Here is a 16,441-nt window from a genome sequence, read left to right on the forward strand (position 1 = left end):
ACACAGATTGCTTGATTCAAATTGTTAAAGAGCGTCACGCTTATCGCGTTGAGGAGGCGCATCTTACGCTCCTCACTTCGAAAGTCAAGCGGTTGCTTTCGCTTTTCTTTCGGCGCTCACTTCCTAAGGAAGCTGGCTCATCAGTTCGGCGTGTTCCGCCGTGCTGGTAGGGGCGCATTATAGGGAGCCGCGCCGCGATGACAAGGGATTTTTTGAAGAAAGTCACGGAAACTTCAAATTATCCAGTTAGAAACAACTTACCCAGTGTATATATACAATGTTATCCACAAGCTGATGATTTCAGCCCTCTTTTATTGGCATTTATCAGGATCTTCTTGGCCGAAGGAATGCCATACTGAAGCGGATAATTTGCCTCAAGTGGTCCATGGTAGCGTCTGGTCGTAAAGCTGGTTACCATGAAGGTGAATAGAGTGTTGCACCTTTTTTGCTTTCATTTACAAAAGGTCTTTAAAGATGAATTTATCCAAGTTTCCCGTTTATGTGCAGGCAGCAGTTCTTGCTCTGGTATTGGCGCTGCTCGGCTATCTGGTTGCCCAGGCCCTGCAGTTCTCTCTGAAAGTCGAAGTCATTTTTGCCGCCGGTCTGGCCATTGGCGGTTTCGTGGTACCGCTCTTCCTTAACCGTGCGCCTGCCACCGCCCTCGAACAGGCGACCAGCCAGGAGACCTGTACCTTATATGTAGGCAACCTGCCCTATCGCGCCAACGAGATTGCGGTGCGCGAACTCTTTGCCGAGCAAGGTCAGGTACTGTCAGTTCGTCTGATGAAGGACAAGGCCACCGGCAAACGCAGGGGCTTCGGGTTTGTGGAGATGCCTGTCGCCGATGCGGCCAAGGCCATCGCCGCGCTCAATGACAAGGAGTATCAGCAGCGCACCCTGAAAGTGCGTGAAGCAAATGACAAGCGGGACCGGGATGAGAAGGACGTCAACGACGTCGACGCCTGATATTCAGTACACCACCTCTTCGAGTGACGACAGCCCCCAAGCTTGCAAGGGGGCTGTCAGTTTCTGGGCCCCTGCATCCAGTCGCGTGCAGTAGGCACGTCCCGTCCCCTCGCCAGGCGCCTGGACCGGCAGTGTCGCCAGCAGATGCGCCACCCGCCTTGCCACGGCAAGACCCGAATCGACCAGTTGGCATTCCGGCATCAGCTGTTTGATCTCTTCGTTGAGCAAGGGGAAGTGGGTACATCCCAGCACCAGGGTATCCGGCCTCTCCTCCCCTTCCATCCAGTCTGCGAGCACCTCTCTGAGCAGGGCCATATTGACCGGCAACCCCGCCAGCTTGCGCTCGGCTTCGATAACCAGTTCGGTGGCCCCCTTCAGCAGCACATGCTTGCCCGGGGCGAACTGGGCGATGAGTTCATGGGTATAGTCACGGCTGACGGTGCCGGGCGTTGCCAGCAGACCGATGTAGCCGTTACGGGTCAGGGCGGCGGCAGGCTTGATCGCGGGGACCACGCCGACCACGGGAATGCTGAGTGCGGTACGCAGGGATGGCAGGGCAATGGTGCTGGCGGTATTGCAGGCGATCACCACCAGATCGATGGCGTGCTCGGCCACCATGTGGCTGACCAGTCCGGTACAAGCCTCGATGAGGGCCGCCTCACTCAGCTCGCCATAGGGAAAGTGGGCATTGTCGAAACTGTAGAAATAGTTGTGCTCCGGCAGAGCGCGACGGATCTCCCCATAGACGGTCAGACCGCCCATACCGGAGTCGAACACGAGAATATTGGCCACCTGAGCTCCCCCTTGAATGCGAGGCCGCGATCATACTCCCGCCCGGCGCCAATAGAAAAGGCCCTGCCAATGGCAGGGCCCCTGATTTTTCAGATCCAGACAAGGGGATCAGAGTGCGTAGTCCACCGTCACATAGTAGGCACGCTCGTCAGCCGGGTAACCCACCGAGGTCTGGTACTCCTTGTCCAGCAGGTTGCTGATCTTGCCGGAGACCTTCCAGGACGGTGCAACCTGATAGCCCACCGCCAGGTTCCACACGCTGTAACCGCCCAGCTGGGTGGCATTGGCCGCGTCACCATAACGCTCACCCTGGTAGATCCAGCTCAGGGAGCCATCGAACTGCTGCCACTGCGCCTGGCTCACCCACTTGGCACCCTTGCGGGAGATCAGCTGCAACTGCTTGTCGGTGACCTTGTCCTTGGGATCCTTGTATTCGGCGGAAACGCGATGGCTCAGCCAGCCGGTCTCGAACTCCCCTTCCAGCTCAACCCCTTCAATCCGCGCCTTGCCGACGTTTTGCGGCGTCCACATGCCCTGGCTGTCCGGTGCCCACTGGATCATCTGCTCGAAGTCGTTGCGATAACCGGTCAAGCGCCACTCCACACCAGCGGTCTGTCCGTCCAGCATCAACTCGTGGCTTTTCGACTCTTCCGGCTTCAGATCAGGATTGCCGGACCCCGGGTAGTAGAGATCGTTGAAGGAGGGGGCACGGAAACCGGTGCCGTAGCGGGCACTGAGGCGATAATCCTCAACGAAGCGCCAGCCAGCGCCGGTTTGCCAGGTGTTGTGACGTCCGAACTGCTCGTTGTCATCGCTGCGGCCGCTCAGCTCGGCCTGCCAGACCTGGTTGTCAAACTGGGCCAGGGCATAGAGCCCGGTGTTGTCACGCTCATCGGCGTCACTCGGGAAGGCGACGCCAGAGGAGCGGGAACTATCGTCCAGCATGTCGCGCTGCCAGTCGGCGCCGCCCCCCAGGGTCCAGCTCTCGTCCAGTTTGACGCTGTTGACCCAGTTCAGGGTGTATTGACGGGTATAGAGTCGATCAGCGGACTGATCGCGGCCGCTGGTATCCGGGTAGTCGTAGGCATCCTGTTTGGAGAAGGCGCCGCGCAGTTCGCTCAGGTAGCGCTCGTCATGATAGCGGGAGCCGAGCTGGTAGCTCTGGTTCTCGGTCCAGGTCTCGTTGCGTTGATGAAACGCCGGGCCCCAGGCGGAAGCGGCAGAGGATCTGTCGTACTGGGCAATGTTGCGGAACCAACGGGTCGTACCGAACAGATCCCAGTTGCTGGCCAGCGCCTGCTGATAATCCACCATGGCGTTGTAGCCCCGGTGGCCATGCTTGTCGCCATCGTTCACCCCGACGATGGGATGCACGTTGTAGCCGGTCTCGTCATCGAAACCACCAGCGACCTTGATCTGACCCGCATCACCCACCTGGCTGGCGCTGCTGAAGGCGGCCTGACGCTGCTTGTGGGAGCCCGCACCCAAGTTGAACTTATGTTGATTGGTCCCCTGATCCGGGCGAGTGATGATATTGATGACCCCACCGATGGCATCGGATCCATAAATGGTGGCGCGCGCACCGCGGATATATTCGATCCGCTCCACCTGGTTGAGGGGCAGGTTGTTGAGCTCGGTCATCCCGGCGGTCAGAGAGGCGCTGCGCACCCCGTCCACCAGCACCAGGGTCTGGGAAGAGGTGCCACCACGTACCCGCAGCGAGCTGAGCTGGCCGCGGCCGCCGTTGCTGACCACTTCCACGCCGGGCAGGGTCTTGACCACGTCGGTCACGGTCTGGGCTTGCAGGCGATCGATCTCGTCACGGGTCACCACGTTGACGGGCGCCAGCACACTGGAGGCAGGCTGGGCGACACGGGTAGCGGTCACCACCATGGTGGGATTGACGGGGATGGTCAGTTGTTGGGCAAAGGCCGCCGTTGGCAACAGGGCAGCCGCCAATAATGTCTTGGACATGAGAGATCCTTAAGTTCGCGTAAGCATCTACTTCGTGGCCGGTTTCTCTCGGCCCGAAATACGAACTTTGGCAGGTCTTCGGGCTTGGGGGCTGATGGCCTACGGCGACGGCTTCCCACCTGACGGCAGTGCCCTGATGTCGCTTCGTTCCCCCTTACCGCTGCGCGCCAGCTCCGGATTCTCACCGGATTCCCTTTTAAGCATGATGCGCCAAAGCGGGGGGATTATAGGCAGAGCCGTCTTGGATGTATAGCCATCTGGATTTCTAATGTCGTTTTTACCCAAAGTCGGTGCCAAGTGGCGCAGATCCTCGCCCCCTCTCGTACCTTGAGGCTCGTTGACCGTCATTCGAGCGGGTCAAACACAAGAAATGTTGAGCCAGATCCCACGGCTTTTTGGTAACATGCGGCAAACGTTTGACATCCGAGGAAGCCGTAATGACGACCCCCCCTATGATCGGCCTGGTAATGGGCTCCGACTCTGACTGGCCCGTGATGCAGGCCGCCGCCCGCATCCTCAAGGAGCACGGCGTGCCCTATGAAGCGCGCGTCGTATCCGCCCATCGCACCCCGGATCTCCTGTTTGAATATGCCGCCAGTGCGCGCGATCGCGGTCTGCGCGCCATCATCGCCGGCGCCGGCGGCGCAGCCCACCTGCCGGGCATGCTGGCCGCCAAGACCACGATCCCGGTGCTGGGCGTGCCCATCCCCACCCGCCAGCTCAAGGGGATGGATTCCCTGCTCTCCATCGTGCAGATGCCCAAGGGCGTGCCGGTCGCCACCTTCGCCATCGGCGAGGCGGGTGCCGCCAATGCCGGTCTGTTCGCCGTGTCCCTGCTGTCTGTCGCCCAAGATGGCGACGCTCCCCGTTATCACCAGCAGCTCGACGGCTTCCGCGCCAAGGAGCGCGACCGGGTGCTGGCGCTCACCCTGGAGGAGCCGGCATGATACTGCCCCCCGCCACTTTGGGTATGCTCGGTGGCGGCCAGCTCGGCCGCTACTTCGTGATGTCTGCCCACCGTCTCGGCTACAAGGTGATCGTGCTGGACCCGGACCCCATCAGCATCGCCGGTGCAGCCGCCGACGAGCAGATCGTTGCCGCCTATGACGATACCGATGCCCTGCGCGATCTGGCCAGCCGCTGCGACGCCATCACCTGCGAGTTCGAAAACGTGCCCGCCGCCTCCCTGGCCCTGCTGGAGCAGTACAAGCCGGTGCGCCCGGCCGCGAGCGCAGTACGTGTCTGTCAGGATCGCCGGGAAGAGAAAGCCTTCCTGACCCGCGCCGGCGTACCGGTCGCCCCGAACCTGACCCTGCTGCCCGGCGAGCCGCTGCCCGCCCTGCCCAGCGACCTCTTCCCCGCCATCCTCAAGACCGCCCGCGAGGGCTACGATGGCAAGGGGCAGTGGACTATCCACAATGCGGGCGAATTGCCAGCGGCCCTGGCCGCCAGCGGTGTCCCTTGCGTGCTGGAAAAACGCCTGCCACTGGAGGGGGAGTTTGCCCTCACCCTGGCCCGCAGTCCGAGCGGTGCCATCAGTGCCCTGCCTCTGGTGCAGAACTGGCACAGCGGCGGCATCCTGGATCAGACCCGCTCCCCGGCCAATGTGCCCGCCCTGGAGCGCGAAGCCCAGCGCATCGCCGAGCACATCATCGCCGCCCTCGACTATGTGGGTGTGCTGACGGTGGAGTTCTTCCTGGTCGGCGGTGAACTGCTAGTCAACGAGATGGCCCCCCGGCCCCACAATTCGGGTCATCCCAGCATCGACAACGCCGGTTGCAGCCAGTTCGAGTTGCAGGTGCGCGCCCTGTGCGATCTGCCGTTGCCGGCACAGGCCGAGGTTCAGCCCGCCATCCTGCTCAACCTGCTCGGGGATCTGTGGCAAGACGGCACGCCGGACTGGGCCGGCGCCCTGGCCCTGCCCGGGGTGCACCTTCACCTCTATGGCAAGGGCGAAGCCCGCCCCGGCCGCAAGATGGGCCACGTCACCGTCACTGGCCGCGACTGGGCGGCGGTCGAGGCCACCGCGCACCAGCTGCGCGCCCTGCTGGGTCTGCCTCCGCGCTGAGTCCACCCCTTGACATGCAAAGACCCGGGCCAAGGCCCGGGTCTTTTTTTATGACTTGAGAAGCGAGAGGGGTCAGGCCCTGTCGACAGCCGCAACGGGAGCCGGCAGGCGGATGGTGAGGGAGAGCACCAGGGCCACCACCAGCAACACCAGAATGAGGTTGAAAGTCGCCATGAAGCCGCCAAACAGGGAGGCCACGATGGAGCCGATGATGCTGCCCAGACCAAAGCCCAGATAGATGACGCCGTAGTTCTTGGTCAGGTTGTTGAGGCCGAAGAAGTCACTCACCAGCGAGGGGTAGACGGTGATGGTGCCGCCGAAGCTGAACGCCACGCAAGCCACCGCCACGAAGAAGAGGTTGGCATTGAGCGGCACGAACAGCAGCAGCGCCATCCCCGCCAGGGTAATCAACTGGGCGATGGTGATGACCCGGATACGGGACATCTTGTCGGAGAGGATGCCCAGCACCAGCCGGCCGCCCAGGTTGGCCATGGCGATGATGGCGACGGCGTTGGCGGCGACCACGGCCGGCAGGCCCACCATCTTCTCGCCGATGTCCTTGGCCACGCCGATGACGTAGAGACCGCTCATGCAGGCGGTGAGGAACATCAGCGCCAGCATCCAGTACTGGGGCTTGCGCATCGCCTCGGCCAGGGTGAAGTCGCGGCTCTCGCTCTGCTGCACGGCGGCGGCCTGCTTGGGCGCATCCTTCATCAGCATGCCACCCACCAGCACCATGGACATGGCGATCAGCCCCCACAGCTGGAAGGTGGTCTCAAGGCCGTTGCTGGAGAGCAGCAGCAGGTTGATGTACTTGAAGCCGAGGCTGCCGAGGCCATAAGCACCGATGGAGCAGGCGGAGATGAGCCCCTTGCGCTCCGGGAACCACTTCACACAGTTGGAGAGGGTCATCAGGTAGCCGGTACCGTCGGCAAAACCGACCAGGATGCCGGCGCAGAGGTAGAGCATCGCCAGGTTGCTGGCATGAGCGGTGAGGAAGAAGCCGATGCAGAGCAGCACGCCGGCGCCCAGGGTGACGTTGCGCACCCCGAACCGCTCCTGCAGCTTGCCTGCCAGGGAGGAGGCCACCGCCAGGGAGAGGCTGAGCAGGCCGAAGGCGAAGGCGACCTGGCTCACCGGCTCGTCCAGCTTGTCGGAAAGCTGGGCGTTGAACAGGCTCCAGGTGTACACGGATCCCAGCGCGAACTGGGTGATGATGGTCCCCAACAGGGTGAGGTAGCGGGTGCGATTCAGATCGATGGTCATGATGCGTCTCGAGGAATGGCCTTAAGGAAACTGGGGCCACTATAGGCAAGACGCCGCTCCCGCCGACCGATTAAGGCATGAAATGCAGATCGGCGGGAATGAATGACAATCAGAGCCGCATCAGCTGACGGAATGCCTTGATGTTGCTGCGGCTGACCGGCACCTCGAACGGCAGGTCATGGAGCCGGATGAGATAGGTGCTGTTGAACCAGGGCACTATCTCGCGGATCTTGTTGATGTTGACGCAGTAGGAGCGGTGGCAACGAAAGAACCCCTCGGCAGGCAACCGACTGACGAACTCGCTGAGGGTCATGGTCATCACGTAGCGATCGGTACGGGTGTAGACATGGGTCAGCTTCTCGTCGGCTTCCGCGTAGTAGATCTGCTCGCAGGGGGTGACGATGATGCGCTCCCCCTTCACCAGATTGACGGTGCGGTTCTGTGGCAACCCGGACTCCGCACCCTGGGGCTGGGACTTGCCCGCCAGTTCGAGCTTTTGCAGCAGATTGATGAGGCGCGGCTCGTTGTAGGGCTTGAGGATGTAGTCGAATGCCTCCAGCTCGAACGCCTCCACCGCAAACTCCTTGTAGGCGGTGACGAAGACGATGTGGGGCGGATGGCTGGACTTGTGCAGGTTCTTGGCCAGCAGCAGGCCGTCGATGGCGGGGATCTGGATATCCAGAAACACCACATCCACCTCGTGATCCTGCAGATACTTGAACGCCTCCAGCCCGTCCTCGAAGCTCGCCACTATCTCGATGTTGCTGTGCTGCCCCACCAGAAAGGCCAGCTCCTCGCGGGCCAGATACTCATCTTCCACAATGATCGCTTTCAGCATGACATTGCCCCCATAAGGAGCACAGGAGAGGCCAGCTCCTCCCGTATCAAACATTCGTCTTCCACTATGATGACTTTCAGCATGGCATTGCCTCCTGATCAGGCAGATAGAAACAGACTTCGGTCCCCGGCTCCAGCCGCTTGAGGTGCAGGCCGTCGCCATAGAGCAGCTTGACCCGCTGATGCACGTTCATCAGACCGATGCTGCGGCTCTCCACCCGACCGGCGGCGACCCCGTCGATCACCTCCTGGCTGATGCCGTAACCGGTATCCCGCACCGCGACCCGGATGCCGCCCGCCAGCTGCTTCACCTCGATGGTGACCCGACCCGGCGCACTGCGGGGCTGGATGCCGTGCAGGATGGCGTTTTCCACCAACGGCTGCAACAGCAGGCTCGGCACCTGGATGTGCACGTCGTCCACCTCGAACACCACCTCCAGCTTGTCGCCGAAGCGGGCCTGCTCGATGGCCACGTAGTCGCGCACCTGCTGCAGCTCCTCCTGGATGTCGATGAGGGTGTCCCCCTTGTTGAGGTTGTAGCGCAGGTAGTCCGCCAGATTGGCGATCAGCTGGCGTGCCTGCTGGGGACGGATGCGGATCAGCGACGAGATGGCATTGAGGGCGTTGAACAGGAAGTGGGGGTTGATCTTGCTCTGCAGCGCGGTGAACTCCGCCTTGCGGGTCATCTCCTTGAGCTGCTCGATGCGCGACACCTCCATCTGGGTGGAGATGAGCTGGGAGAGGCCGACCGCCATCTCCCGCAGCGAACTGGTGATGCTGTGGGTGCGGCGGTAGTAGATCTTGAGGGTGCCGCTGACGGCGCCGTTCTCTCTCAGCGGAATAATGATGACCTAGTGAAAGTCGGCCAGATGGTACTGGCGCAGATCGTTGTTGATGATGATCTGGTCGAGCAGCACCGCTTTGTGGGTCATGTCGCTGATGGCGTGGTGCTCGTCCAGCTCGTAGTAATCCTTGCCCACCCCCACATAGGCCAGCACGTCGCGGGTATCGGTGATGGCCACCGCATCGGCGCTGATCTCGCTGCGAATGATGCCGCACACCTGGCTAAGGGAGTGGCGATCGATGTTCTGGAAAAACGGCAACGTCTTGTTGGCGATGTCGAGCGCCAGCTTGGCCTGCTTGGCGGCAATCAGCTCCTTCTCGTCGTCCAGGTCCTGCACCAGCTTGATGATGAGCCCGATACAGAGCGCCCCGGCGATCATGGGATAGGCAATATGACTGACTATCTCCACACCTACCGCATGGGGTTCGGTCAGTTGCCAGATAAGCAGCATGGTCAGCCCCTCGCAGGCCATCCCCGCCAGGATGCCATAGAGCCAGAGCCGCGATTTGCGACAGCGCAGGTGCAGCCAGGTGGCGAGCAGGCCGGCGATGATGCTGGCGATGAGACAGGGAATGGAGGTGTGGCCATCCATGTCGATGAGGTAGCGGTGCAGCCCCGAGATGACCCCGGCCGGAATGCCGACCCAGGGGCCGAACAGGATGCCGCCGGAGATGATGGCGATGATCCGCACGTTGATGAGGGCCCCCTCCACCGGAATGCCGGTATAGGTGCTGAACACCGCGAACAGACAGAAGATGGCCGCCACCAGTACCAGCTCGGCCGGGGTGTGGTCACGCTTCTGGAACAATCGCTGAAACGGCCGGGTGCGGGTGAGAAGAAAGAGCGTCATCAGCATCAGCGCCGCCCGCTCAAACACCGCCAACAACATCATCTGATTTTCGAGCATGGCTCTCCTCCGTCAATGGCATGGCGCCAGGGGGCGGATCATACCCCTTATCTGCCGCCGACTCATGGGCGAATCCGGGGAGAGCGGTTCAGCTTTCGGGGAAAGCGCCGATAAGAGGAGGCCCTCGCCAAGGAGGGCCCAGTCCGACAAAGGAGATAACTATGTTTCAAAAAAGCATGGTGCTGGCAGTGATGATCGGTTGCAGCAGTGCCGCCGTTCACGCCAATACGCAGGTGAGCCAGCTGAACTGGCAGGCCACCGCCAGCAAAGAGACCAACATGGAAGTAGCGCTTACCCACCCAGGCCTCCAGGCCATCAATTCGGATCCGGCACAGGCTCCCGTCCAGATCCTGGCAGCAGACCTGAGCCACCCGGATTTCAACACCACCTATCGTTTGCAAGCCCGCGCACTCTACGGCTCCCTGCCACAGCAGGATGATCTCCGGATCACGCTGGCGCTCAACGGACAACCCCTCGAAGCAAGCCGCGCCCTCCCCCTGGCGCAGGCGACCCGCTATTACCTCAGCTATCAGGCCCCGTCAGCCAGACCGGACCAGGTGGGCGAAGCCGCCTATGAGTTGATGGTGTACTGGCTGGGCTGACCACAGGAGCCGAAGGCATGTTCCCATGCCTTCATTCCTCCCCTTCCATCACCTGCAGTTGGGTCGCCGCCAGCCGAACGACCTCGTACTCTTGCTGCAAACGGGCCAGCGCCTCGGGCAGCCTGGCCTGATCGAGCTCCCAGGATTCTATTTCGCTGCAGGTCGCCACCAGTTTCAGAGTGCCCATGATCCTGGCGCCCCCTTTCAGGCGATGTATGCGGTCGATGAACTGGCCGACATGCCCCTCCTCCGCGGCCCGTTGCAATCCCGCGATATCGTCGTCACTGGCCCGCACGAACTCGGCCAGCAGAGGCACCATCAGGGTCGACTGGTGTGCGGTCAGCGGCCCCAGATACCGCCGGATCTCCTCCATGCAGACGACCATGTCACTCTGCTCTTCCCGCTGCATGTGCCGACGCAGGCAGTGATCGAGCGCCTCCAGTCCAACGGGCTTGAACAGACAGTCATCCATCCCTGCCGCCTGCCCTTCATTGATCTGCTCCTGCCGCGCATCGGCCGTCAGCCCGAGGATCACGGTGCGCCGCCAGCCGTGCAGCCGCTCCAGCTCCCGGTATTGGCGAACCAGCTCGAAGCCGTTCATGCCGGGCATGTTGAAGTCGGTCATGATGACATCCACCCTGGCTCCGGTCAGCAGCCGCAGCGCCTCTTCCCCCGACTCGACAGCCGTGGCGTCATGGCCCAGATAAGCCAGTTGCTGGCTGACCAGCAACCGGTTGGCTGGATGATCGTCCACGACCATGATCTTCAGTCGCCGCACCGGATCCACCGCCGGCTCCTGTGCAGGCGTGGCGGGCATTGCCACGGCATCGGCCACCGGCAGCTTGATCTCGATACTGACCCGGGTCCCCTGCCCGGGCGTACTCTCCAGTTGCAGGGAGCCGCCCATCGTCTCGCACAGGGAGCGGGAGATCATCAGACCCAGCCCAGTACCCGACTGCTGGATTTTCTCGGGTTGGCTGGCCTGGCTGAAGGGCTCGAACAGCCTGGCCTGCTCGGCCTGATCGATGCCGATGCCGGTATCCAGAATGGTGAGCTGCACGGTACACCAGCCATCGCTGACCCGGGAGGCCAGCGTCACCGTGACCGATCCGCAATCGGTGTACTTGATGGCGTTGCTGATCAGGTTGGAGACGATCTGCTTGTAACAAAGACCATCGATCTGCACCCAGGAAGGATCGCCCGTGACGAGATCCAGCCGCAGATTTTTCTGCCTCGCCAGCGCGGTAAAGACGGTGACGACCGATGCTGTCAGGGTCACGATGTCATGGGGTTCGGGGGCAAGTTCGAACCGGCCAGACTCGATCTTGGAAATATCCAGGATGTCGCCGATGAGGCTCAGCAGATCGCTGGCCGAGCCATGGGCAATGGCGAGGGAGGCCTGATCCTCCTCGTGCAGCCGACCCCGCTTGAGCGCCAGTTCCAGCAAGCCGATGATGGCATTCATGGGGGTACGGATCTCGTGGCTCATGGTCGCGAGGAAGGTGCTCTTGGCACGGTTTGCCTCCTGGGCCTCCTGGCTGGCCACCGCCAGCTCATCGAGCAGGCGTACCCGTTCGCTGACGTCGATCCAGCCTCCCACGCCCCCCTGCACATTGCCGTCAAGATCGTAGTAAGGCTGAACCCAGTGATAGACGTCGACCCCGCCCGTCGGCAGGACCAGACGGTGATCCCCCTCCTGGGCGCGGCGGCTGTCACAGGAAAGCACCAGATCCCCGTGCAGGGGAGCAAGAAAAGGCCAGCGCGTTCGCGCGTCGTCCAGGCCCGTGCCGAGCAGGCTGACCTTGGGCTCGCCAAGGAAACTGGCATAGCTGCTGTTGCACAGCACCAGGATCCCGTTCAAATCCCGTGCATAGATGGGGTGAGGTGTGCCGTCCACCAGGTCGGCGATGAACTTGAGCTGAGTGCTCAACGCCCCCTCCACCAGCCGCCGCTCACGGATCTGCTTGCGCAGGGACAGCCCCCACAGGCCAACCCAGATGGTCAGCAGCAGGATCAACGCGATGAAGACCCCGAACTCCCGGATCAGCTCCTGCCAGGAGACACTCCCCTGTTTGACATTGACTCGCCAGCGGTTGGAAAGCCCTTCCAGCTCATCCGGTGGAATGATGGCGATGACCTTGTCCAGAATGTCCCGCAGTACGGGATGCGCGGGGGTGACCGCAAACGCGGCGCCGATGGGGATGGAATCGAACAGCTCTCCCGTGATAAGCAGGCTGTCTGGGAACTGGCTGTTGACGTAGTACTTGGCCACCCGCAGCGGCAGTATGGTCACATCGCACATCTCAGTAGCAACGCAGCGCATGGCGTCTTCAATCGTATCGAACTGCCGCGTCGCCAGCTTGCCGTATTCCGCCTCTATGGCCTGGGTCGAGATAAAACCCCTGACCATGGCCACGGTGCCGGCCTTGAGCAGCGACTCCGGGGGGACCTGGCTGTGGCGCAGCCCCACCACATAGGACAAGGGATCGAGGACAAAGGCCCGGCTGAACAGATAGCGGTTCCTGCGCTCTTCGGACGGGCTCAGTACCCCCGCATCCACCTGACCGCTATCCAGCAACTGGATCATCTGCTCCGGCGTCCTGATGGGCACTATCTCAAGCTCCACCCCCAGCTTGGCTCGCATGACCTGCAGCAGATCGGCGACCACGCCGTGCATGGTGCCGGTGACGTCGTAAAAACTGAGAGGGGGAATGCCGCTGTTCACCGCAATCCGGATTTTCTCCCGCTTGCCCAGCCACTCCCACTGCTCGCGGCTCAGACCGATCTTGCTGGCACCGATGGAGAGCCCTCCCCCATTCCAGCGCTTGGCCACTTCCGCCCGCTTGCCCTCGAGGATCTCCCCCAGCGCGATATCCATGATCCTCTTGAGTCGCCGCTCCTTGGGATTGAGGGCAAAGGCAAAACCGGCGGTATCGATATAGAGCGGCTTCAATAATTGAATGCTGCTCTGATAGAACTTGTTGACGATGAAATTGCCGGAGATCATGTCCACCATGACGGCATCAACCTGACCATATGCCACCGCGGACAATGCACTATAGCGAGACGGGTATATTTTAATTTTGTAGTCCGACAGATAGCGCATGATGTCCATGAACGGCAAATAATACTCCGGCACGGCTATTGTTCTTATTTCTCGCTCTTTGACCTGAATGTTTTTATAGATGGCTGGGTCGTCAGCAATATATTTGTCAGTCAGCAGAAGATGCTGTTCCCGCTCATAGGAATTGGAGGTACTCAGCAGATCGATCTCCCCCCGCTGGAGCGCTTCAATGGCAGCCGCCCTGGAGGGATATCCCTTCACCAGGATCTCGATGTGCAGCAGATGGGTCAACATGCCGACGATGTCGGCCGTCACCCCTTCATAAGCATTCGCCCTCAGGGTGATGTCCATAGGCGGGTTGTCAGGTCTGGGCACCCCCAGGATCAGCCGCTCGCGCTCCTGCAACCAGCGCCACTCCTCCCCATGCAGCGGCAAGGGGCTGGCATCGAGGTATTCCCCGCCATCCCGCGAATAGACTTGCAGCAGGGGCTCTTCCGGTTCCTGGGCCGCCAGCGGCCACACCCAGACCAGCGCCAGCAGAAGCAACAGCAATTTCGCCCTGTTCACAGCAGTTTCTGCCGTCTGGCCAGACTGATCAGATCAACGATGTTGGTGATGTTGAGTTTCTTCATCAACCGGGTCTTGTAGGTACTGACGGTTTTCTCGCTCAACAGCATGCTTTGGGCAATCTGCTTGTTGGCATGACCCTGACAAATCTGCAGCAGCACGCTCATCTCGCGGGAAGAGAGGGTCGACAGCAGATCTTCCCGATCGACCGTATGGGCATGCCTGGCGCCGGCGATGACGTCACGGGGGTAATAGAGTTGCCGCTTCTCTATTTTTGCGATCGCATCCTTCAGCAAATACAAATCATCCAGCTTGGACAAGAATCCCTCGGCGCCAGCTTGCAGGCACCTCACCATAATATGATGAGTGGACTGTGCAGACAGCACCAGAATCTTGGCGCCAATATCCAGCATCTTGATTCTCTTTATCACTTCGATGCCATCAAGCTGAGGTATTCCAATATCAAGAATGACAATATCTGGATGGGTGTTCCTGGCCATGGCGATAGCATCGACACCATTATCAACCTCGCCTAGCACATGATGTTCTTCCTGTTTCAACAACATGTTAACGGCCATTCTTATTGCTGGATGATCATCAACTATCAATACCTTCGCCATATATAGATCCGTTATTCAGCCCTATCCGACGAGCATATTAACTACAAATCAAGCAACGACACCATACAGCTTGCTCTTGTTTTCAATATGTTAAATAAATATAAAAATGGCATTCTCAAGTTAATCACCATTATAGCTTCATTTATTTTTTATATATTTATCAATATATTGCATTTTATTTGCCTCGTATGGAGCCTGGTGGTGGCCGGGTCCCCTCCCTCGTTGATGTCCCCTCCCTCCCGGTTTTTCCTGTGCTCTTCCTCCCGCAATAAAAGACCTAAAAAACATATAAATCAAATACATGAGACACAACAACCCACTGAAAGGAAAGGGAAAGAAATTATTTTATAAAGTTTGCGCCCCATCATCCTTTGAGATTTTTCCTACGCACCATTCGGTCGATCAAAACAGATCCGATCGTTATCTTAGTCGACGAAAAAACAAGCTGGTCCGAGGAGAAACATATTCCAGGTCCGGCTGCCACGACTGGTCGAATCGTCGCCAACGTGGCAAGGCATGCCCCTGACGGGCAATGAACCAACCGGGTGGTCAATACCATCCAGAAGATATGTAGGAAATATCGTAATGAAGAAGACTCTGATTGCTCTGTCCGTGGCTACCCTGGGCTTTGCCGCCACCGCTCAAGCCGCCGTAGAAGCGTCTGCCGTCGCGACCTGGCAGGCCACTGCCAAGAAAGACACCACTTCCGAGCTGGTGGTCACCCCGCTCTCCAGCCTCTCCTTCCAATATGCCGAAGGGATCAAGGGGTTCAACACCGTCAACGGCCTGTTCGATGTCGCCATCAAGGGTGATGCCAGCGCGACCGACTTCACCCTGAAGGCGAAGAAGCTGAACGGCACCCTGAATCACCTGGGTGGCGACTCCACCGTCGATGTGGGCGTGCTGTGGGGCGGCGCACCGGTCAGCACAACCGCCTACACCACCCTGATCGACACCGCTGCCGGCATCACGGGGGGGAATCTGTCTCCTCTTGCGAACGGCTTCAAGAACGATGCCGAACGCGTCACAGCGCAGGGTTCCTTCACTTTCAACATTGAAAGTGCCACTGCCAGCGGCACCCCCACCACCTTTGACGCCCTGCCGGACGGCCTGTGGAGCGGTGAAGTCAACGTCGAGTTCGTAGCGAACTGGAGCTAACTCATCCACCGCTTACCATTGAGGGCCCTGCGGGGCCCTTTGTTCTCTTAGGGGCACATCATGAACCTGAAAATTGCAGCGATATGGCTGCTGCTCATTCCCGGTATCAGCCAGGCAATCAATGTCGGCGCCGTCACCACCTTCATCGATGCAGGCAGCCAGGAGGTCGCCAAACAGATTGAAAATGGCAGTGACCAGGCCAGATTGGTCACGATCAGCGTGACACGCATCACCTCACCGGAAGAGGGAGGGCAGGAGATCCCCATGGAAGTCAGCGGCGAGCTGATGTTGTCACCCAGTAGGCTGATGCTGCCCGCCAATGCCAAAAACAACGTCAGGTTTTTTTACAAGGGTCCGCAGGATGACAAGGAGCGTTACTACCGCATCCGCTGGCTGGACACGGCGCTCTCCGTCGACGATCAGCGCAACGAACGCCGTCAGGCGGTTGCCACCACGTCAGCACAGATAGGCACCATTCTGGTGGTAACACCACGCCAGCACCGGTTCGCCTATGACCTGAAGGACGACACGCTCACCAACCAGGGCAATGCCTCCTATCGCACGGTAGCGTATGGCCCCTGCCTGAAAGGCGAGGAGCTGTGCAAGGAAACCTACTACGACCTGCCGGGCAAGCAACGCCGGTTCAAGCAGGTCAATATGCGTGATCCAAAGAGCCACCTGGGACTCTGGCTGGGTCAGGAATTCGTCGTCATCAAGTAACCCCCTATCACGGTGCCGCCCCACCCTCTTGCAGGGTGACGGCTCTCGATCTCCAC

12 protein-coding genes, 1 pseudogene and 1 riboswitch are annotated in these 16,441 nt (G+C 60.3%); of the genes and pseudogenes, 6 read left to right on the forward strand and 7 right to left on the reverse strand.

Annotated features, from left to right (window positions below; genetic code table 11):
• Positions 1 to 474: 474 nt before the first annotated feature.
• The gene (locus AB5Y93_RS00295; protein WP_029313407.1) at positions 475 to 966 is read left to right on the forward strand and encodes an RNA-binding protein; all 492 of its coding nucleotides are present in this window, start codon (positions 475 to 477) and stop codon (positions 964 to 966) included.
• A 3-nt stretch (positions 967 to 969) separates the two neighbouring features.
• On the opposite strand, the gene murI is transcribed toward AB5Y93_RS00295, so the two are convergent.
• Both murI and AB5Y93_RS00305 read right to left on the reverse strand, forming a co-directional pair.
• On the reverse strand, positions 970 to 1,758 hold the full coding sequence (murI, locus tag AB5Y93_RS00300; protein WP_010672351.1) for a glutamate racemase: 789 nt from the start codon (positions 1,756 to 1,758) through the stop codon (positions 970 to 972).
• A 108-nt stretch (positions 1,759 to 1,866) separates the two neighbouring features.
• Positions 1,867 to 3,732 carry a TonB-dependent receptor gene (locus AB5Y93_RS00305; protein WP_214003651.1) on the reverse strand — a complete coding sequence of 622 codons (1,866 nt, stop codon included), beginning with the start codon at positions 3,730 to 3,732 and terminating at the stop codon, positions 1,867 to 1,869.
• Positions 3,733 to 3,783: 51 nt separating this feature from the next.
• Positions 3,784 to 3,962, reverse strand: a riboswitch (cobalamin riboswitch).
• A 207-nt stretch (positions 3,963 to 4,169) separates the two neighbouring features.
• On the opposite strand from AB5Y93_RS00305, the gene purE reads away from it, so the two are divergent.
• Together purE and AB5Y93_RS00315 are read left to right on the forward strand one after the other, a co-directional pair.
• The gene (purE, locus tag AB5Y93_RS00310; RefSeq protein WP_029313402.1) at positions 4,170 to 4,679 is read left to right on the forward strand and encodes a 5-(carboxyamino)imidazole ribonucleotide mutase; all 510 of its coding nucleotides are present in this window, start codon (positions 4,170 to 4,172) and stop codon (positions 4,677 to 4,679) included.
• A complete protein-coding gene (locus AB5Y93_RS00315) occupies positions 4,676 to 5,800 on the forward strand; it encodes a 5-(carboxyamino)imidazole ribonucleotide synthase (protein ID WP_049636933.1) in 1,125 nt (374 codons plus the stop codon). Before purE ends, AB5Y93_RS00315 begins: the two co-directional genes overlap by 4 nt.
• 72 nt (positions 5,801 to 5,872) lie before the next feature.
• On the opposite strand, the gene AB5Y93_RS00320 is transcribed toward AB5Y93_RS00315, so the two are convergent.
• From AB5Y93_RS00320 to AB5Y93_RS00330, 3 genes and pseudogenes are all read right to left on the reverse strand, one after another.
• Positions 5,873 to 7,066 (reverse strand): MFS transporter, encoded by a 1,194-nt coding sequence (locus AB5Y93_RS00320; protein WP_368228616.1) that lies wholly within the window; start codon positions 7,064 to 7,066, stop codon positions 5,873 to 5,875.
• A 109-nt stretch (positions 7,067 to 7,175) separates the two neighbouring features.
• Positions 7,176 to 7,904: a LytTR family DNA-binding domain-containing protein gene (locus AB5Y93_RS00325; protein WP_069651566.1), complete on the reverse strand. Its 729-nt coding sequence runs from the start codon at positions 7,902 to 7,904 to the stop codon at positions 7,176 to 7,178.
• A 76-nt stretch (positions 7,905 to 7,980) separates the two neighbouring features.
• Positions 7,981 to 9,654: pseudogene (locus AB5Y93_RS00330) on the reverse strand (LytS/YhcK type 5TM receptor domain-containing protein).
• Between the two features lie 161 nt (positions 9,655 to 9,815).
• Between AB5Y93_RS00330 and AB5Y93_RS00335 the strand changes: the two are divergent.
• A complete protein-coding gene (locus tag AB5Y93_RS00335; protein WP_045522692.1) occupies positions 9,816 to 10,256 on the forward strand; it encodes a hypothetical protein in 441 nt (146 codons plus the stop codon).
• Positions 10,257 to 10,287: 31 nt separating this feature from the next.
• Here AB5Y93_RS00335 and AB5Y93_RS00340 read toward each other — a convergent pair whose 3' ends face one another.
• Both AB5Y93_RS00340 and AB5Y93_RS00345 read right to left on the reverse strand, forming a co-directional pair.
• Entirely contained in the window at positions 10,288 to 13,887 is a 3,600-nt protein-coding gene (locus AB5Y93_RS00340) for a transporter substrate-binding domain-containing protein (protein ID WP_368228617.1), read from the reverse strand.
• Positions 13,884 to 14,507: a response regulator transcription factor gene (locus AB5Y93_RS00345; protein WP_045522690.1), complete on the reverse strand. Its 624-nt coding sequence runs from the start codon at positions 14,505 to 14,507 to the stop codon at positions 13,884 to 13,886. The genes AB5Y93_RS00340 and AB5Y93_RS00345 overlap by 4 nt, the downstream gene beginning before the upstream one ends.
• Positions 14,508 to 15,092: 585 nt before the next feature.
• Between AB5Y93_RS00345 and AB5Y93_RS00350 the strand changes: the two genes are divergently transcribed.
• Entirely contained in the window at positions 15,093 to 15,665 is a 573-nt protein-coding gene (locus AB5Y93_RS00350) for a common pilus major fimbrillin subunit EcpA (RefSeq protein WP_010672341.1), read from the forward strand.
• Between the two features lie 60 nt (positions 15,666 to 15,725).
• Entirely contained in the window at positions 15,726 to 16,385 is a 660-nt protein-coding gene (locus AB5Y93_RS00355; protein ID WP_045522689.1) for a fimbria/pilus periplasmic chaperone, read from the forward strand.
• Positions 16,386 to 16,441 lie beyond the last annotated feature (56 nt).

Origin of the sequence: Aeromonas sp. R10-1 (genome assembly GCF_040908465.1) — a bacterium.
GTDB lineage: Bacteria > Pseudomonadota > Gammaproteobacteria > Enterobacterales > Aeromonadaceae > Aeromonas > Aeromonas caviae.